This is a genomic window from Salipiger sp. PrR007, from assembly GCF_010499845.1.
Taxonomy (GTDB): domain Bacteria; phylum Pseudomonadota; class Alphaproteobacteria; order Rhodobacterales; family Rhodobacteraceae; genus Salipiger; species Salipiger pacificus_A.
This window is the reverse complement of the sequence record NZ_JAAGOZ010000016.1, coordinates 89,880-106,894: the sequence shown is the minus strand read 5'-3', so window position 1 is coordinate 106,894 and position 17,015 is coordinate 89,880. Positions and strand designations below refer to the sequence as shown.

Below are 17,015 nucleotides of genomic sequence, written 5' to 3'. Positions count from 1 at the left end.
GCCCCAAGCTCAGAAGGTGCTCGACACCGAGAGGCTGAAGTTCTGCTCGTTGTCATATTTTTCCTTCGCCACCGGGGTCGAGAAGTTCAGGCGGAGCGGCCCGAGTACCGAGTCCCAAAACACCGAGAAGCCGATCGACTGGCGGGCGGTGAAATCGCTGTAGAGGATCTCGTTGTCCCCGGCTTTCGCGATCGTGTCGTCGGACAGGCCCCAGATCGAGCCGATGTCGTAGAAGACGCCGCCGCTGATGCCGTATTCCTCGGGCAGGCCGAGCGGGAACTCGGCGTCGAAGCGCAGCGCGGCGTAGTAGTTGCCGCCCAGGGGGGAATCGATGTCCTCGTCGTCGTTGACTTCGCGCGGGCCGATACCGGCGTATTCATAACCGCGCATGATGTTCTCGGTCATCATGTAGCGGTCGGTCACGCGGCTGTCGCCATCGATGTAGTTGATCGCCCCGGCCTGGAAGGTGGCGCGCAGGGTAATTTCCTCGTTCCAGACCAGCGTTTGCGCCACGGCGCGCAGGTCGGTCTGCACGAAGTTGGTGTCACTGCCGAGCCCGCCGAAGTCCTGGCCGAATTCCAACAGGTAGCCGCGATCGGGGTCGAGACCCTCGCGCCGGGTGTCATAGCTGAAGGTGTAGCCCAGCATGTGATCGTTGCGGGCGTCTTCCTCGGCTTCCGAGATCACGACGTTGCCGACCTGATCCTCATCGTAGTCGATGATGTCGGTGTAGCGGTAGGTGTAGCGCAGGCCCAGACGGCCGTTGTCCGAGATCGGGAAGGTCAGGCTGGGGCGGAAGAGGCCTGTTGCCGTGTCGTAATCGGCGCTGTCATACGACGTCTCGCGATAGCTGAGCGCGAGGCCGAAGGACACATCGCGGCCCAGGAAGTAGGGCTCGACGAAGTTGAACGTGTAGCTCTGGTTCGTCGACGCGGTGTTGATCCCGAAGGACAGGCGCTGGCCCCGGCCGAGGAAGTTCTGCTCGGCAAAGGAGATCGAGGCGCCGAGGCCGTCGGTCGTCGAATAGGAGCCGCCGAAGCCGATCGACCCGGTGGGCTTCTCGGTGACGTTCACGTCGACAATGACCTGCTGCGGCGTCGAGCCTTCGCGGGCGTCGACCTGCGCATCCGAGAAATAGCCGAGCGCACGAATGCGTTCAGCCGCCTCGCGGATGGCGCGGGGGTTGAAGGGATCGCCCTCGGCGGTGTCGAACTCGCGGCGGACCACCTGGTCGAGCGTGGTGGTGTTGCCCTCGATGTCGATGCGCTCGACGAAAATGCGCGGGCCGCGGGTCAGGTTGAAGGTGACGTCCAGCGTCTGCGCGCGGTCGTTGCGGGTGACCTGGGGATCGATGCGGACGAAGTTCAGCCCCTGCTTGGTGGCGAGACGCTCGAGCCGGATGATTTCCTTGTCCACCTCGGCGGGCGAATAGGCCTTGCCCGACCGCAGGCTGATCGCATTGCGGAAGCTCGCCACGTCGACCTCGGGCAGCTCGCTCGCCACGCCGATGCGGCCGAAGTTGAACTTCTGCCCTTCCTCGACGTTGAAGGTCAGGAAGTAGCTGTCACGTTCCTCGGAGAGTTCCGAGTTGATCCCGGTGACGCGGAAATCCACGTAACCGCGCGAGGCGTAGAAGTCCTGCAGCAGCTGGCGATCGAAGGCCACGCGGTCCTCGATGTAGGTGTCGCTGCGGATCACCGCGCGCAGCAGGCCGGCCTGCTTGGTCTGGATCACCCGGCGCAGGCGCCCGTCCGAGAAAGCCTGGTTGCCGACGAAGCCGATGCGCTCGATTTCGGTCACGCCGCCTTCGAAGATCTCGAAGACGAGGTCGACGCGGTTGTTCGAACGGCGGATCAGCTTCGGCGTCACCTGCGCCGCGATGCGGCCCTGCTGCAAGTAGGCGTTGGCGATCTGCTGGGCGTCCTGCTCGGCCTGGCGCGGGCTGTAGACGCGGCGCGACTGGGTCTTGACGATGGAAGCCAGATCCTCGTCCTTGAGCCGGCGGTTGCCCTCGAAGGCGATCTGGTTGACCGTCGGGAATTCGGTGACCTCGATCACCAGCGTGTTCCCCTGCGGCGTGATCTCGACGGTCTCGAAAAGACCGGAGTCCACGATGCGCTGATAGGCCGAGTTCAACTCGCCCGCGCTCACCGTCTCGCCCCGGGCGATGCCCGCGTAGCTGAGGATGGTGCCGGATTCGATGCGTTCGTTGCCTTCGATCCGGACATTGCTGAATGCGTAGGATTGCGCCTGCACTGCCTCGGGCAGCGCGGTGAAGGCCATCGCCGCCGCAAGCGATAGGGCAAGCGCCGAAACGCCTGCGCGATGCGCGTAACTTTTGCCGCGGGGCCTGCCCGACTTCTGCTCGATGCTCATGCTCGCTGTCCACTCCGCCAAAGTATTTTTTTATTGTGAGTAGCGGGTGGAGGTCTTCTTGTCAAAAGACGAAACTGCGACGGGTCAAAGAGTTCCCAGGAAGGCGCCAAAATACAACGCGACGAGGATCACCGCGACGAAGAACAACCGATCCCAGTTGATCGCCAGCAGCACGCCGAGCCCGCGATAGCCGTTTTGGAAGGTCTGCATTCCGTCCCCCGGTTAACTATACCCAGATCATTCGATAGAGGGTCATCATGGCGGATTTAGGGCAAAAAGGCCGGGTCGAGGATTACCCCCGCCCGGCCTTCAACTGTCTTTGGGTCCGTCTTCTCCGCCCCGGGACCAGGGCCGGAAAGATCAGGGGCAGAAGATGTCGTTGGTCAGAGCAAAGACCATCATGCCGAGGATCAACACCAGCCCGGCGGACATCAGCGCGCGCAGCGCCCGTTCCGAGGGCGGCTTGCCGGTGACCGCCTCGTAGGCGAAGAACACCAGGTGCCCGCCGTCGAGCACCGGCACCGGGAAGAGGTTCAGCAGCCCCACGGCGGTCGAGAGCACCGCGATGAAGGTCAGGAAGCTCTGCCCCCCCTGCGAGGCCATGGCGCCCGAGGTCTCGGCGATGCCGATCGGTCCCGACAGATTGCACGAGGAGATATTGCCGGCGATCATGTGCCACAGGCCCGAGAGCGAGCCGGCGGCGATGCTGTAGGTGCGGCTCACGGCGCCCTTCACCGCGTCGACCGGACCAACGGTCTCTGTCGCTGGCTCGAAGAAGATGCCGCCGACGATGCCGATGCGGTAGACGGTGTGATAGCCGCCGTCGGGCAGCGGCTCGTCCGTGCGCTTCGGGGTAAGCGCAAGATCGAGGATCTCGCCATCGCGCCAGACCTCAAGCCCCAGCGTCGCCCCATCCGAGCTTTCCACGCGCTGCTTAAGCTGGTCGAAGGCAAAGATCGGCACGCCGTCGATCGCCATGATCACGTCGCCCTGCTCCATGCCCGCCTCGATGGCGGCAGAGCGTGGCACGACCTGCGAGACCAGCGCCGGGTAGACATAGGGGCCACTGACCTCTTGCCGGCCGCCATCGCGCTCGACCGTGTAGGTGAGCGAGTTCTGCAGCGGCAGGTTCTTGAGGAAACTGTCGAAGCCCTCGGCGTCGTCGAAGGAGGGCGTCGGCATGCCCTCGATCTCCAGCAGCACGTCACCCTCTTGCAGTTCCTGCACGCTCGGCATCGGGCGCAGCTCGCCCACGGTGAGCGGCTCGGAGACCTGTCCCTGCATCATGAAGATGCCGGTGAACAGGACGATCGTCAGCACGAAGTTGAACACCGGTCCGGCGGCCACGGTGGCGGCGCGGGCCCAGAGCGGCGCGCCGGTCATGGTCTGGCGGCGCTCCTCTTCGGTCATCGCCTCAAGGGCTGCGGTGTCGGCGGTGCCGCTCGCGGCGGTGTCGTCGCCCTTGAACTTCACGTAGCCGCCGAAGGGCAGCGCGGCGATCTGCCAGCGGGTGCCATGCTTGTCGACACGGCTCATCAGCACCGGGCCGAAGCCAAGCGAGAAGACATCGGCATGGATCCCCGACCAGCGGCCGACGATGTAATGCCCGTACTCGTGGATCGCGACGATCACCGACAGCGCGATGACGAATGCCAGAAGCGTCCAGATAACGCCCCCGAATTGCGGAATCAGCTGGGTGATCTCCAAAGGCCCTGCCCTTTCAACTCGTTTTTTCTTGTCCCGTGGCGGGCCGTCTTACCGGCGCGCGGTGGTCAGCTTCAGTGGTGCTGCAGCATCAGCTCGCGCGCGGTCCTGCGTGCGAGATGGTCAGCGGCGAGGACGTTATCAAGGGTGATCTCGGCGCTTGTGACTGCGCTCTCCGCCGAAAGATGCTCCAGCGTCCGCTCGACGATCCCCGCCATGTCTTGAAAGCCGATCCGCTTGCCGATGAAATCGTCGAGCGCCTGCTCCTTGGCGGCGTTGAACACCGCGCCCGAGAGCCCGCCCGCCGCCATGACCTCGCGCGCCAGCCGAAGCGCGGGCCAGCGCGTCTCGCAGGCCGGGCGGAAGGTCAGCTGTGAGAGCTTCACCAGGTCGAGCCGCTCCACCGGAAGCGCGGCGCGCTGCGGGTGGTGCAGCGCAAAGCCGATGGCATGGCGCATGTCCGGCGGCCCGAGATGCGCCATCAACGCCCCGTCGCAGAAGCCGACCAGCGCGTGGATCATGCTCTCGGGATGGACGACGACCTCGATTTTCTCGGGTTCCAGCCCGAAAAACTCCTTGGTTTCTATGACTTCCAGGGCCTTGTTAAACATAGAGGCGGAATCGATCGTGATCCGCTGGCCCATGTCCCAGTTGGGATGGGTCGCCGCTTGCTCGGGGCTCGCCTCGGCCAGCTTCTCCACCGGCCAGTCGCGGAAGGCGCCGCCCGAGGCGGTGATGATTACCCGCTCGACGCGGCTCATCTCTTCGCCGATCAGCGCCTGGAAGACCGCGGAATGCTCGCTGTCCACCGGCAGCACGCGCCCGCCATGGGCCTGCGCGGTGTGCAGCACCAGAGGGCCGGCGCAGACCATGCTTTCCTTGTTGGCCAGCGCCAGTGTCGCGCCCTTCTCGAGCGCCCGCAGCCCCGGCGCCAGACCCGCCGCGCCGACGATCGCCGACATGACCCAATCGGCCTGGCGTGAGGCGGCTTCGACAATGGCCTCGGGGCCTGCTGCTGCCTCGACCGACGATCCGGCCAGCCGCGCGCGCAGCTCGGGCAGCAGCGCGGGATCCGCCGTTACCGCCAGCTCGGCGCCGAATTTACGTGCGTCCTTGGCAAGTTGTGCGACGTTCTTGCCACCGGTGAGCGCGACGACGTGATAGCTTTCGGGATCACGGGCGATAAGGTCGAGCGTGTTCTGACCAATCGATCCGGTCGCGCCGAAAATGGAAATGCGTCTCATTTCTCGTGTCTCATTCGACCCCGGGCGGGAAGTCGACGATCTGCCCCGCGATGAGCAGGAAGAGCGCGGCGCCCAGCATGCCGTCGAAACGGTCGAGCAGGCCGCCGTGGCCCGGCAGCAGGCTCGAGCTGTCCTTCACCCCGGCGCGGCGCTTGATGGCGCTCTCGGCGATATCGCCGATCTGGCTGGTCATGGAGATGGCGATCGAGACGCCGACGAGCCCGAAGCCCGCCTCGCGCGACAGCGCGGCGAAGACCGCGCCGACGATGCCCGCGCCGATCCAGCCCGCGGCAGAGCCGGACCATGTTTTCTTGGGGCTGACGCGCGGCCAGAGCTTGGGGCCCCCGATGGCGCGGCCGGCGAAATAGCCAGCAACGTCGGTCACCACGACCACCGTCACCATCCACAGCATCCAGGTGAGCCCGAAGTCCGAGCGCAGCGACATGATGCCGTAGCCTGCGAGCATGATCATCGCGGTGAAGACCGCATAGGTCACCCCGCCCCGCTCCATCTGACCAAGGCCGACCATCGAGGGCAGCAGCAGCAGCGGCAGCGCGAAGGCCGGCGGCAGGTAGACCGACGCCAGAGCGCAGACGCCGGCGACAAGGGCAAGCACTTTGGCCGACTTCCGGCGGTTGGTGTCGACCATGTTGACCAGTTCCCAGACCATGCCGCCGCAGGCCAGCGAGATGGCGAGCCGCCACCAAATCCCGCCCAGCCAGACGCAGATCAGCGCAACGACAATCAGCACCGCCGCCGAGCCCATGCGCGGCCCGAGGTCGCTCCAGCGTGCCGAGCTCATGCCTTCACCCCGCCGTAGCGCCGCTCGCGCAGCCCGTAGCCGCCGATCAGGGACGAGAACTCCGAGGCACAGAAATCCGGCCAGAGCGTATCGACAAACTCGTATTCCGCATAAGCGGACTGCCAGAGCAGGAAGTTCGAGATGCGCGCCTCTCCTGAAGTGCGGATCACCAGGTCGGGGTCGGGCAGCACGCAGGTATCAAGATATTTTGGCAAGGTCTCTTCGTTGACGTCCTCGGGGCTGAGCTTGCCCGCGGCCACATCCTGTGCCAGCCGCTTGGTCGCCCGGGCGACCTCGTCGCGGCCGCCGTAGTTGATGGCGATGGTCAGGTTGACCCCGGTACATCCCGAGGTCAGCGCCTCGAGCTCGTCCATCAGGGTCACCAGCTTCTTGTCGAGCTTCACCCGGTCGCCGATGAAGCGGACCTGAACGTTCTCGGCGTGAAGCGCGCGCGCCTCTTTCTGGATATAGCGACGGAAGAGGCTCATGAGCCCCGCCACCTCGGTCTGGGTGCGCTTCCAGTTCTCGGTCGAGAAGGCGAAGATCGTCAGGTACTTGACCCCGACATCGGGGCAGGCCTGGACGATCTCGCGGACCCTCTTGGCACCGGCATGGTGGCCGAACAGCCGTGGGCGGCCCCGTTGGGTCGCCCATCGGCCGTTGCCGTCCATGATGATGGCCACGTGACGCGGGCCGCTGCCGTCTCGGATCGGTTTGGGCATAGGCCCTCCTCGCTTGGGCGTTTCCGCCTCAGACCTGCATGATCTCTTCCTGCTTGGTCTCCAGCGCGGCGTCGACCTTCTTGATGTAGGTGTCGGTCATGTCCTGAACCTCGGATTCCCAGAGCTTCTGGTCGTCCTCGGACAGGCCGTCGGCCTTTGCCTTCTTGATCTGGTCCATGCCATCGCGGCGCACGTTACGAATGGAAACGCGGGCATGCTCGGCGTATTGGCCGGCAACCTTGGTCAGATCGCGGCGGCGCTCCTCGTTCAGCTCGGGGATCGGCAGCATGATGATCGTGCCGTTGAGCTGCGGGTTGATGCCGAGGCCGCTCTCGCGGATCGCCTTTTCCACCTTGCCGACGAGACCCTTGTCCCAGACGTTGATGGTGACCATGCGCGGCTCGGGCACGTTGACGGTACCGACCTGGTTGATCGGAGTCATCGAGCCATAGGCATCGACCTGCACCGGCTCGAGCATCGAGGCCGAGGCGCGCCCGGTCCGCAGCGAGGCAAATTCGGTGCGCAGATTGGCCATGGCGCCATCCATGCGGCGCTGGAGATCGGCGGTGTCGAGTTCGAATTCTTCAGACATGTTGGTTCTGCCCGTTCAAGTCATTCCGGTTAAAAGGCGTTCTAAGCCAGAGGCGGACGGATGTATAGCGCTTTGCGGTCCGGGTGGCCGCCCCTAAGGGCTCAGACCGCAGCGGCAGCCTGCTGCTGGATCCGCTCTACCATCGCGCGCAAGCCGTTGGAGCGCTGCGCGGAAAGATGCTCGTTGAGGCCAAGCCTCCCGAGCTCGGCGCGGGCATCGATCGCCGCGACCTCGCCGGGCGTGAGCCCGTCGTAGAGCCGGTGCAGCACCGCGATGAGACCGCGCACGATCATCGCATCGCTCTCGCCCTCGAACTGCAGCCGACCACCTTCCCAGGTGAGGTGCAGCCAGACTTGCGAGGCGCATCCCTCGACCTTGGTGGCGGGGACCTTCAGCGCCTCGGGCAGCGGGGCCATCGCCTTGCCCAGCTCGATCACCGTGCGGTAGCGGTCTTCCCAATCCTCTAGGAATTCGAAATCCTCGACCAGCTCCTCGAACCCTGCCTGTGCCATCTGTGCTCCTGCTTGCCGCGCCGCGCGGCTCGAAAGCACCAGGCGCGGCTGTGATCGGTGCCGAGAAGTAGGCGGGCAGACCGCAAAGGTCCAGACCCGGCAATGCATGCTTTTCAATGTTGGCCCGATACGCTAACCCGAAAAGCACCACAGGCAGAGGCTTCGCGACCCATGTTCAAACCCGTATCGGCTCTTATGATCTCGGCACTCCTGCTCGGCGCCTGCGTCGGTCAGGACGAGGGCGCGCCCGTGAGCACCGAAACCGGCGCGAGCAACCCTCTGATCCCGCAGCGTTCTGCCGCCGCGAGCTTCTTCTCGAGCAAGGAAGACGCCTACAAGGGCACGCCGGTCGGCATGATCACCGACCTGCTTCTGGAGCGCCGGCCGGGCGGCTTCATCGTGCGGGTGACGGGTCTTGCAGATTTCCCCGGCCCGTTCGACGTGCGCCTGGTGCCGGTCGAAGGCTCCGAGGACACCGGCACCCTCGCCTTCCGGCTGCTGGCGCTGCAGGTCCGCGGCGAAGCCGGGGCCAGCGAGGCCGCGCGCACGGTCACGGTGGCGAAATGGATGAGCGACAAGGAGCTTGCCCCCTACCGCGCGCTGCGCGTCCAGGGTCTGCGCAACGCGCAAAGCGTCAGCCGCTGACGCAAATTCCCTCGGAGGGATGGGTATCTCTCTTCGAGGCGACATGTCGCACCGGAAACAAAAAGCGCGCCGCAGGTCTGCGGCGCGCTTTTTCTTTCCCCGAAGGCGTCTCAGATCTCGATGACCTCGACCGCCTTGCCCTTTGCGGCGAGGGCAATCTTGCCGTCGCAGAGCCGCAGCGCATCTTCACCGAACACCTCGCGGCGCCAGCCGCTGAGCGCCTTCACGTCGCGCTGACCCGCAGCGATCGCGTCGAGCTCTGCCGCCGGGGCGATCAGCTTCGAGGCAACGCCCGAGCTTTCGGTCTTGGCCTTGAGCAGCACCCGCAGCAGGTCGGCCAGTGCCGGGTTGACCTGTAGCTGGTCACGGCTGTCGTCGACCTTGGGCAGGTCATCCTTGGGGGCCTCCTGCCCTGCCTTGACCGCGGCAAGGATGCCGTCGGCGATCGGTCCCTTGCGGGCCTCGCGCAGCAGCAGGCGCGAGCGGCCGAGGTCTTCCATGGTGACCGGCTTGGTCGAGGCCAGCTCGGCCAGCGCGTCATCCTTGAACACCCGGTTGCGGGGGATGTTGCGCGACTGCGCATAGTCCTCGCGGAAGGCCGCCAACGCCCGCACGATGGCAAGGAACCGCGGGCTCGACGAGCGGGTGCGCACGCGGAGCCAGGCCTCGTCGGGGCGGGTGATATAGGTTTCGGGATCGGTCAGCGTGGCCAGCTCTTCGCCCACCCAATGCGCGCGACCGGTTTCCTCGAGCTTGGCGGCGAGGAACTCGTAAATCACCCGCAGATGGGTGACATCCGCCACCGCGTATTTTTTCTGTGCCTCGGTCAGCGGGCGGCGCGACCAGTCGGTGAACCGCGAGCTCTTGTCGAGTTGCTGCTTGGCGATGCGCTTGACCAGCGTCTCGTAGCCGACCTGCTCGCCGAAGCCGCAGACCATGGCCGCGACCTGCGTGTCGAAGAGCGGCTCGGGAATGACGCCATGATCGACGAAGAAGATCTCGAGATCCTGACGCGCGGCGTGGAAGACCTTGACCACGGCGGTATTGCGGAAGAGCTCCATCAGCGGCTCGAGCGACAGCCCGTCAACCAGAGGATCGACCAGAACCGCGTTCTCCTCGCCCTTGCCGGGGATCGCCAACTGGATCAGGCAGAGCTTGGAATAATAGGTGCGCTCGCGCAGGAACTCGGTGTCCACGGTCACATAGGGCGCGCTGGCGGCTTCGGCGCAGAATTCCGCGAGCTCTTCGGTCTTGGTCAATGTCTTCATTCGTGCACCGGGCCGTTCTTGTTTCTCTTGGTTATCGCGCCTCCTACACCTTCGGCGCGTGAAGTTCAAAGCGGCAGCGCCGGAAAGCGCGCGCGAGCCGCATTTTCGCATTGGCCGGGTTGCAAGCCGGTCACCGAGCCGCCCTCTTGAGGGTAAATCCATCACGCCTCGTGATGATCTACCCGACAATCATTCGTTTTCGCGAAGGACGCGCAGCACCTATCTTGAGGGCAGCCCAGAAGACTTCAACTCGCCCCCTTCGGCATACCCCCAAGGAGCCCTCCCATGACGTCGCTCGACCTTGCCTACAGCTACACCCGTCGCCCCGCGATCAGCGGCGGATTCGGTGCCATAATCGCAGCGCTCGCGTTAGTCGTTCTGCTCGGCCTGCCCGCGCTCACTGCGCCCGAGCGCAGCGCCGCGACGCTCGACTGGCACGGCAATTCGGCCGGCCACCAGCGTTCGCACTAGGCCAGCAGCACCGGGGTCTTGTCGTCCGCAGCGAAGCGCCGCAGCACCGCCGGGTAAAGCTTGTGCTCCATCTCGAGGACACGCGCAGCCAGCGTGTCGGGCGTGTCGCCCGCCAGCACCGGCACCCGCGCCTGGCCCAGCAGCGGACCGTCGTCCAGCTCGGGCGTGACCTCATGCACGGTGCAGCCGTGCTCGGTATCGCCCGCCTCCAGCGCCCGCGCATGGGTGTGCAGGCCGCGATACTTCGGCAGCAGCGAGGGGTGGATGTTCAGCATCCGCCCCTTCCACGGCTCGACAAATCCCGCGGTCAGCACACGCATGAACCCCGCAAGGCAGAGGATGTCGGGCTGCGCCTTCTCGAGCTCGGCCTGCAGCGCCGCCTCGAAACCCGGGCGGTCGCCCTTGAACGGGCGGTGATCGACGACGGCGGTGGGGATGCCCATCGCTTCGGCCTTCTTCAGTCCGCCGGCATTTGCGTTGTTCGACAGTACCAGAACCGGGCGGGCCGGGTGATCTCCGGTCATGCTCTCGGCCAGCGTCACCATGTTGGAGCCGCCGCCCGAGATGAAGATCGCGACGCGTTTCACTTCAGCGCGCCCTCGTAGGTCACGCCCTGCCCTTCGGTCACGGTGCCGAGGGTGTAGACGGTCTCGCCCTCAGCCTCGAGCAGCGCCTTCAGCGCCTCGGCGCGATCCGCCGAGACCGACAGGATCATGCCGATGCCGCAGTTGAAGGTCTTGAGCATCTCACGCTCCTCGATGCCGCCCACCTCGGCCATCCACTTGAAGACCGGCGGAAGCGCCCAGGAGGTCAGGTCGATGGTCGCGCCGCAGCCCTCGGGCAGCACGCGCGGCAGGTTCTCGGTCAGGCCGCCGCCGGTGATATGGGCCAGCGCGTGCACGCCGCCGGCGCGGACCGCCGCCAGTGCCTGCTTCACGTAAAGACGCGTCGGCGTCAGCAGCACTTCGCCCAGCGAGCCTTCGGACCAGGGGCAGTCGGCGTCCCAGCCAAGGCCCGAGACCTCGACCAGCTTGCGGACCAGCGAATAGCCGTTCGAGTGCACCCCGTCCGAGGCGAGGCCGAGAAGCACGTCGCCTGCGGCCACGTCCTTGGGCAGATCGCTGCCGCGCTCCATGGCACCGACGGCAAAGCCCGCGAGGTCGAAGTCGCCCGCCGGATACATGCCCGGCATCTCGGCGGTCTCGCCGCCGATGAGCGCGCAGCCCGAGCGCACGCAGCCCTCGGCGATGCCCTCGATCACCCGCGCGGCGCTGTCGGTGTCGAGCTTGCCGGTTGCGAAATAATCGAGGAAGAACAGCGGCTCGGCGCCCTGACAGACCAGATCGTTGACGCACATGGCGACAAGGTCGATGCCCACGCCGTCGACGTGGCCGGTGTCGATCGCGATGCGCAGCTTGGTGCCCACGCCGTCGGTCGCCGCGACGAGGATGGGATCCTCGTAGCCCGCGCCCTTGAGGTCGAAGAGCGCGCCGAAGCCGCCCAGCCCCGACATCGTCCCGCTGCGGCTGGTCCGCTTGGCAGCCGGTTTGATCCGCTCCACCAGCGCGTTGCCCGCATCGATATCCACGCCTGCATCCGCATAGGTGATGCCGTTCTTACCTTCGGTCATGCCAACCTCCGAGACCCCGTTTCGCGCGGGAATAGCGCAGGCGGACAGCGATGAAAAGCGCCCATACCGGGGGTTTGGCTGGGGAAGCGGCGAGAACCGCAAATTCGTCCCTGCGCCAGCGGCTTGGCGGGCGCGGCAAGAAGGTGGTCTGCTCTGCAGCAATCTTCCCTAAGTGCCGTAGCGTCAGCAATATTCTTGCGCGACCTCTACGCAGAACTGGGTATTCACAGCGCCGTGAGGCTTCGATAGCGTTTCGGACAGGCCTAAAGTGCCGGCGGTGCCCTTGGGAGGGGGTGCCGACACAGGGAGGAGTACCATGATCAACAAGACCTTCACGGCCGTTTCGGCCGCTGCTTTCGCATTCGCGGGTGCCGCCTCGGCGCAGGAACTGCTCGAGATGACCTCGGGCTATTCTAAGAACCTGCCGATCCTCGGCACCGCTGCCGTCAACTTCGTCGAGAAGATCAACGCGATCTCTGAAGACGTGGAATTCGAACACTTCGATCCGGGCGAGCTGGTGCCGTCGCTGGAAATGCTCGACGCCGTCTCGAACGGCTCGGTGGACGCCGCCTATTCGACCTCGGGCTACTGGCAGGGCAAGATGCCGGCCGCCGGCCTCTTCGCGGCCGTGCCCTTCGGCCCCGAGCCGGGCGAGATGCTGGCCTGGATGCTCTATGACGATGGCATGGATCTTTTCCAGGAGATGTATGACACCAATGGATACAACGTCCACGTGGTGCTCTGCGGCTCCTACGCGCCCGAGACCTCGGGTTGGTTCAAGAAAGAGATCAACTCGCTCGACGACCTCAAGGGTCTGAACATGCGCTTCTTCGGCCTCGGCGCCGAGGTGATGCAGAAGCTTGGTGTCTCGACCTCGCTGCTCGGTGCGGGCGACATCTTCCCGGCGCTGGAGCGCGGCGCGATCGACGCGACCGAATTCTCGATGCCGATCGTCGATGCCAACCTCGGCTTCTACAACATCGCCAAGTACAACTACTTCCCCGGCTGGCACCAGCCCGCCACCATGTTCGAGCTGCTGATCAACAAGGACCGCTGGGAAGATCTCGACGAGAAGAGCCAGAAGCAGATCGAGATCGCCTGCATGGCCAACCTCACCGACAACTTCGCCGAAGGCGAGGCCAAGAACTTCCCGGCCATGGTCGAGAACGTCGAGCAGCATGGCGTGACGATCAAGAACTGGACCCCCGAGCAGCTGAAGGAATTCGAAGCCGCCTGGCTCGAGGTGGTGGAAGAGCTGAAGGCCGAGGACGAGATGTTCGCCAAGGCCTGGGCCGACCTCAGCGAGTTCCGCGAGGGCTACAAGACCTGGTTCAACAACATCTACCTGCCGCGTCCCTGGAACTGAGACAGGGCTCGTGATCGCCGGGCCTTCGGGCCCGGCCCCCTGCGGCGCGCCAGAACCTTCGGGGGCGCGCCGTTTTCGCGTCGCTATGGGCTTCCGAACGCGACGCACGTCCCACATGGCAGGCAATACAAAGGACAAGGCCCGTGGAGGAATTCAAGGTCGCCATCTCCGACCCCGGAGAGATCGGACGCAAGGACCAGAACCGGGGCGACAGGATCATCGTGCACCTGTCCAATCTCGTCGCCTGGCTCTTTCCCATTCTCATGGTCGCCATCTGCGCCCAGGTGGTGTTGCGCCAGATGGGCCACAACCAGGCCTGGCTCGACGACCTGCAATGGTGGCTCTACGGCGTCGCCGTGCTGATCGGCATCGCGTATGCGGTGACCACCGGCAGCCACGTGCGGGTCGACATTTTCTACGACAACTTCGCCAAGAAGAAGCGGCTGGTCATCGACATCATCGCGCTGGTCTGGCTGTTCTTTCCCTTCGTGCTGCTGTGCTGGGACGTGACGCTCGATTACGCGCTGACCTCGATCGCCGCCGACGAGGGCTCGTCGAGCCCCAACGGGCTGCACAACCTGTGGATCCTCAAGACGCTGATGAACCTCAGCTTCATTGTCATCATGGTGGCGATCTGGTCGGCCTACGTGCGGCATCTGTCGCAGCTGACGCGTCCGGCGCTGTGGAAACAGCTTCTCTTCGCGCTGCCCTCCACCGTCTTCGGCATCCAGCTCATCATCTGGTACGCCTGCGTCGGCTGGCTGATGGCAACCGATCCCGAGGTGGACAGCATGCGCACCGCGACCCGCGCGGCGATCTTCGACGATCTCGAGTTCGGTCCGTGGGAAATGAAGAAGACCATCGCCCTGGCGCTTGTTGCCACGCTGATCGTGATTGTTGTGGCGCGTCTGCTCGCGCGGAAGGAGCGCTGAGATGCTGCACGTCCTCGGCCAATACCTGACGCTGAACGAGATCGCCGTCGCGGCGATGTTCCTGACCTTCATCTGGATGCTGTTCCGCGGCATTCCCGTCGTCATGGCGCTGGTCGGCGTGAGCCTGATCTTTGTCATCCTGTCGCAGATCCTGCTCGACCCGTTCCGTGCCGAGTTCAAGGACGTCATCGAGTTCGACCGTATCGGGCTCGAGTACAACCGCCTGCTGGCGCTCTCGGGCCGTCTGTTTGGCAACATCGTCAACAACCCGGTGCTCGTGGCGCTGCCGATGTTCATCTACATGGGGCTTATGCTCGACCAGTCGGGCGTGGCGCAGCGGATGATGCACGCCATGCAGAAGCTCTTCGGCTCGCTGCGCGGGGGGCTCTCGCTCACCGTGCTGCTGATCGGCATCATCCTCGCGGCCTCGACCGGCGTGATCGGCGCCTCGGTGACGCTGCTCGGTGTGATGGCCCTGCCGGCGATGATGGCGCAGAACTATTCGAAACCCATCGCGACGGGGACAATCGCGAGCGCCGGTACTCTGGGGATCCTGATTCCGCCGTCGATCATGCTGGTCATCATGTCGGACCAGCTGGCGATCTCGCTCGGCGATCTCTTCATGGGGGCGCTCTTCCCGGGGCTCATCCTCGGCGCGCTCTATATCGTCTTCATCGTCATCTACGGCTTTATCTCGCCCGCCTCGATGCCGGCGCCGGAGAAGTCCGGCAAGGTGGGCATGGAAGAGGTGAAGGAGGTGCTGCTCGCCGTGGTGCCCCCGATGCTGCTGATCCTGCTGGTGCTTGGCTCGATCTTTGTCGGCATCGCCACCCCGACCGAAGCCTCCGGTCTCGGCGCGCTCGGCGCGACGGTGCTGGCGCTGATCAACCGCAGGCTCGACTGGAAAGTGTTCCGCGAGGTGGCCCGCTCGACGCTCAACACCGCGGGCTACATCACCGGCATCTTCCTGGCGGCGAACTTCTTCGCCTTTGTGCTGCGCCGCTACGGCGGGGACGAGATCGTGCAGCACCTGGTGCTCTCGGCCTTCGACAACCCCTACCTGACGATCGCCTTTATCCTGTTCATCGTCTTCTGCCTCGGCTTCCTGCTCGACTGGATCGAGATCACCATCATCATCATGCCGCTGATGCTGCCGATCATCCAGGGACTGGAGCTGGCGGTGCCGGGCTTCGACCAGGTGCGCGACCCGCAGGTGGTCTGGTTCGCCATCCTCGTAGCGGTGACCCTGCAGACGTCGTTCCTGACGCCACCGGTGGGCTTTGCGCTCTTCTACCTCAAGGGCGTCTGCCCGCCGGGCGTGAACCTCGGGCACATCTACAAGGGCATCATCCCCTTCGTGCTGCTGCAGCTGCTGGGTCTCTTCATCGTCTTCGAGTTCCCGGCGCTGACCACCTGGCTTCCGGCAATGGCCTACGGCGAGTGACCCTCATCTGACACCGGCCCCGCCGCTCTTGCGCGGCGGGGCCATCAAAGGCATGTAGGCGCGGCGAGAAGACCCCGGGAGATCCCGCATGAGCCGCCAGTTCAAGACCTGCATCGTCACCTCCGACTACCACGTGCCGGGCGAGACCTTTATCAACCGCCACATCGAGCACATTTTCGGCGGCGACACGGTGGTGCTCTGCGGCCGGTTCAACGGCAAGAACCCCTACGACAAGCCGCTGTTCGAGCGCCGAGCCAAGCTGTCGCTCTCGGATAAGGTGATCGCCCCCGTTGCGATGGGCTGGAACTCGCTGACCGAGGGCACCGGCCGCCTGCCCTTCGGCGCCAACCGCACCCGGCTGATGGCATGGCTGCACGAGCAGCGCGTCGAAGTCATCCTCGCCGAATTCGGCACCCAGGCGCTGGTGGTGGCCAAGCTGGCCAACGAGATGAACCTGCCGGTCTTCACCTATTTCCGTGGCACCGATGCCTCGCGCGCGCTGACCTCGCCGCAAAGGGTCAAGAGTTACCGCAAGATGATGCCGCGGCTCGATGGCGTGTTCTCGGTCTCGCAGTTCCTGCTCGACAACCTCGCCAGGCACGGTGTCACCCACCCCAATTCCCACGTCGTGCCCTCGGGGGTCGACGTGCGTCGCTTCGTCCCGGGCGAGAAGCTGCCGGGCAGCTGCCTTGCCGTGGGCCGCATGGTCGAAAAGAAGGCGCCGCAGATCACTTTGCACGCCTTTGCCACCGCCGCGAAGGGCCGCGAGGCGCATCTGACGTTCATCGGGGACGGGCCGCTGCTTGGGCCCTGTAAGGCGCTGGCCGCCGAACTCGGCATAGCGGGTCAGGTCACTTTCACCGGCGCCTTGCCGCATGACGCCGTGCGTGCGCACCTGCTGACCACGGAAACCTTCCTGCAGCATTCGATCACCGACAAGAACGGCAACACCGAGGGTCTGCCCACGGCCATCCAAGAGGCGCTTGCGGCGGGCTGCATCACCGTCTCGACCCTGCACGCAGGGATCCCCGAGGCGGTGACCGAGGGCGAGACCGGCTTTCTCGTGCCCGAATGGGATGAGGACGGGTTTGCCGGCGCCATCGCTAAGGTGCTCGACCTGCCCGACCGTGCCGCCATGTCCCGTGCCGCCCGGGCGACCGCCGAGGCGAAGTTCGACAACGCGGTTCTGCTGCGCAAGGTCGAGGACGAGATCCGCCGGGTGGTGGCGCTGCGCGAGGCCGGCTGACGGCGGCGTGTGCCGAAGCGCTGCGCGCCCCTCTCCCGGGACATTCGGAGCCAGGACAAGA

General features: G+C 65.2%; 17 protein-coding genes. 6 read left to right on the top strand and 11 right to left on the bottom strand.

Going from position 1 to position 17,015, the window contains the following annotated elements; translation table 11 throughout:
- Positions 1 to 9: 9 nt before the first annotated feature.
- From bamA to G0Q01_RS06840, 8 genes are all read right to left on the bottom strand, one after another.
- Entirely contained in the window at positions 10 to 2,376 is a 2,367-nt protein-coding gene (bamA, locus tag G0Q01_RS06870) for an outer membrane protein assembly factor BamA (protein WP_203594925.1), read from the bottom strand.
- Between the two features lie 84 nt (positions 2,377 to 2,460).
- Entirely contained in the window at positions 2,461 to 2,586 is a 126-nt protein-coding gene (locus G0Q01_RS27060; protein WP_255455560.1) for a hypothetical protein, read from the bottom strand.
- A 150-nt stretch (positions 2,587 to 2,736) separates the two neighbouring features.
- Positions 2,737 to 4,083: an RIP metalloprotease RseP gene (rseP, locus tag G0Q01_RS06865; protein ID WP_164196434.1), complete on the bottom strand. Its 1,347-nt coding sequence runs from the start codon at positions 4,081 to 4,083 to the stop codon at positions 2,737 to 2,739.
- A gap of 71 nt (positions 4,084 to 4,154) precedes the next feature.
- A complete protein-coding gene (dxr, locus tag G0Q01_RS06860) occupies positions 4,155 to 5,324 on the bottom strand; it encodes a 1-deoxy-D-xylulose-5-phosphate reductoisomerase (protein WP_164196435.1) in 1,170 nt (389 codons plus the stop codon).
- Positions 5,325 to 5,334: 10 nt separating this feature from the next.
- Positions 5,335 to 6,126 (bottom strand): phosphatidate cytidylyltransferase, encoded by a 792-nt coding sequence (locus G0Q01_RS06855; RefSeq protein WP_164213131.1) that lies wholly within the window; start codon positions 6,124 to 6,126, stop codon positions 5,335 to 5,337.
- Complete coding sequence (locus G0Q01_RS06850; RefSeq protein ID WP_108965500.1) at positions 6,123 to 6,848, bottom strand: isoprenyl transferase; 726 nt, start codon at positions 6,846 to 6,848, stop codon at positions 6,123 to 6,125. The genes G0Q01_RS06855 and G0Q01_RS06850 overlap by 4 nt, the downstream gene beginning before the upstream one ends.
- Positions 6,849 to 6,876: 28 nt before the next feature.
- Complete coding sequence (frr, locus tag G0Q01_RS06845; protein ID WP_108965498.1) at positions 6,877 to 7,440, bottom strand: ribosome recycling factor; 564 nt, start codon at positions 7,438 to 7,440, stop codon at positions 6,877 to 6,879.
- Positions 7,441 to 7,541: 101 nt separating this feature from the next.
- Positions 7,542 to 7,952, bottom strand: coding sequence for a SufE family protein (locus G0Q01_RS06840; RefSeq protein WP_108965496.1), 411 nt, complete (start codon positions 7,950 to 7,952; stop codon positions 7,542 to 7,544).
- Positions 7,953 to 8,123: 171 nt separating this feature from the next.
- Here G0Q01_RS06840 and G0Q01_RS06835 point away from each other — a divergent pair, with 171 nt between their 5' ends.
- Positions 8,124 to 8,597: a hypothetical protein gene (locus G0Q01_RS06835; RefSeq protein WP_164196437.1), complete on the top strand. Its 474-nt coding sequence runs from the start codon at positions 8,124 to 8,126 to the stop codon at positions 8,595 to 8,597.
- A gap of 110 nt (positions 8,598 to 8,707) precedes the next feature.
- Here the strand turns inward: G0Q01_RS06835 and rnd are convergent, their stop codons facing one another.
- On the bottom strand, positions 8,708 to 9,865 hold the full coding sequence (gene rnd, locus G0Q01_RS06830; RefSeq protein ID WP_164196438.1) for a ribonuclease D: 1,158 nt from the start codon (positions 9,863 to 9,865) through the stop codon (positions 8,708 to 8,710).
- Positions 9,866 to 10,150: 285 nt separating this feature from the next.
- Here rnd and G0Q01_RS06825 point away from each other — a divergent pair, with 285 nt between their 5' ends.
- Positions 10,151 to 10,336: a hypothetical protein gene (locus tag G0Q01_RS06825; protein WP_164196439.1), complete on the top strand. Its 186-nt coding sequence runs from the start codon at positions 10,151 to 10,153 to the stop codon at positions 10,334 to 10,336.
- Here G0Q01_RS06825 and purN read toward each other — a convergent pair.
- Positions 10,333 to 10,923 (bottom strand): phosphoribosylglycinamide formyltransferase, encoded by a 591-nt coding sequence (gene purN, locus G0Q01_RS06820; protein ID WP_164196440.1) that lies wholly within the window; start codon positions 10,921 to 10,923, stop codon positions 10,333 to 10,335. The two genes, G0Q01_RS06825 and purN, sit on opposite strands and share 4 nt — an antisense overlap.
- Positions 10,920 to 11,966, bottom strand: coding sequence for a phosphoribosylformylglycinamidine cyclo-ligase (purM, locus tag G0Q01_RS06815; protein ID WP_164196441.1), 1,047 nt, complete (start codon positions 11,964 to 11,966; stop codon positions 10,920 to 10,922). The genes purN and purM overlap by 4 nt, the downstream gene beginning before the upstream one ends.
- A gap of 316 nt (positions 11,967 to 12,282) precedes the next feature.
- On the opposite strand from purM, the gene G0Q01_RS06810 reads away from it, so the two are divergent.
- From G0Q01_RS06810 to G0Q01_RS06795, 4 genes are all read left to right on the top strand, one after another.
- Complete coding sequence (locus G0Q01_RS06810; protein WP_193989018.1) at positions 12,283 to 13,332, top strand: TRAP transporter substrate-binding protein; 1,050 nt, start codon at positions 12,283 to 12,285, stop codon at positions 13,330 to 13,332.
- 143 nt (positions 13,333 to 13,475) lie between these two features.
- A complete protein-coding gene (locus tag G0Q01_RS06805; RefSeq protein WP_164196442.1) occupies positions 13,476 to 14,264 on the top strand; it encodes a TRAP transporter small permease subunit in 789 nt (262 codons plus the stop codon).
- Between the two features lies 1 nt (position 14,265).
- Positions 14,266 to 15,708, top strand: a complete 1,443-nt coding sequence (locus G0Q01_RS06800) for a TRAP transporter large permease subunit (protein WP_164213130.1) — start codon at positions 14,266 to 14,268, stop codon at positions 15,706 to 15,708.
- 88 nt (positions 15,709 to 15,796) lie between these two features.
- Positions 15,797 to 16,954 (top strand): glycosyltransferase, encoded by a 1,158-nt coding sequence (locus tag G0Q01_RS06795; RefSeq protein WP_164196444.1) that lies wholly within the window; start codon positions 15,797 to 15,799, stop codon positions 16,952 to 16,954.
- Positions 16,955 to 17,015 lie beyond the last annotated feature (61 nt).

Excerpts from the sequence above, each read along its gene's own strand:
- bamA (WP_203594925.1), bottom strand. The coding sequence starts at position 2,376 with ATGAGCATCGAGCAGAAGTCGGGCAGGCCCCGCGGCAAAAGTTACGCG.
- G0Q01_RS27060 (WP_255455560.1), bottom strand. The coding sequence starts at position 2,586 with ATGCAGACCTTCCAAAACGGCTATCGCGGGCTCGGCGTGCTGCTGGCG.
- dxr (WP_164196435.1), bottom strand. The coding sequence starts at position 5,324 with ATGAGACGCATTTCCATTTTCGGCGCGACCGGATCGATTGGTCAGAAC.
- G0Q01_RS06855 (WP_164213131.1), bottom strand. The coding sequence starts at position 6,126 with ATGAGCTCGGCACGCTGGAGCGACCTCGGGCCGCGCATGGGCTCGGCG.
- G0Q01_RS06850 (WP_108965500.1), bottom strand. The coding sequence starts at position 6,848 with ATGCCCAAACCGATCCGAGACGGCAGCGGCCCGCGTCACGTGGCCATC.
- frr (WP_108965498.1), bottom strand. The coding sequence starts at position 7,440 with ATGTCTGAAGAATTCGAACTCGACACCGCCGATCTCCAGCGCCGCATG.
- G0Q01_RS06840 (WP_108965496.1), bottom strand. The coding sequence starts at position 7,952 with ATGGCACAGGCAGGGTTCGAGGAGCTGGTCGAGGATTTCGAATTCCTA.
- G0Q01_RS06835 (WP_164196437.1), top strand. The coding sequence starts at position 8,124 with ATGTTCAAACCCGTATCGGCTCTTATGATCTCGGCACTCCTGCTCGGC.
- rnd (WP_164196438.1), bottom strand. The coding sequence starts at position 9,865 with ATGAAGACATTGACCAAGACCGAAGAGCTCGCGGAATTCTGCGCCGAA.
- G0Q01_RS06825 (WP_164196439.1), top strand. The coding sequence starts at position 10,151 with ATGACGTCGCTCGACCTTGCCTACAGCTACACCCGTCGCCCCGCGATC.
- purM (WP_164196441.1), bottom strand. The coding sequence starts at position 11,966 with ATGACCGAAGGTAAGAACGGCATCACCTATGCGGATGCAGGCGTGGAT.
- G0Q01_RS06810 (WP_193989018.1), top strand. The coding sequence starts at position 12,283 with ATGATCAACAAGACCTTCACGGCCGTTTCGGCCGCTGCTTTCGCATTC.
- G0Q01_RS06800 (WP_164213130.1), top strand. The coding sequence starts at position 14,266 with ATGCTGCACGTCCTCGGCCAATACCTGACGCTGAACGAGATCGCCGTC.
- G0Q01_RS06795 (WP_164196444.1), top strand. The coding sequence starts at position 15,797 with ATGAGCCGCCAGTTCAAGACCTGCATCGTCACCTCCGACTACCACGTG.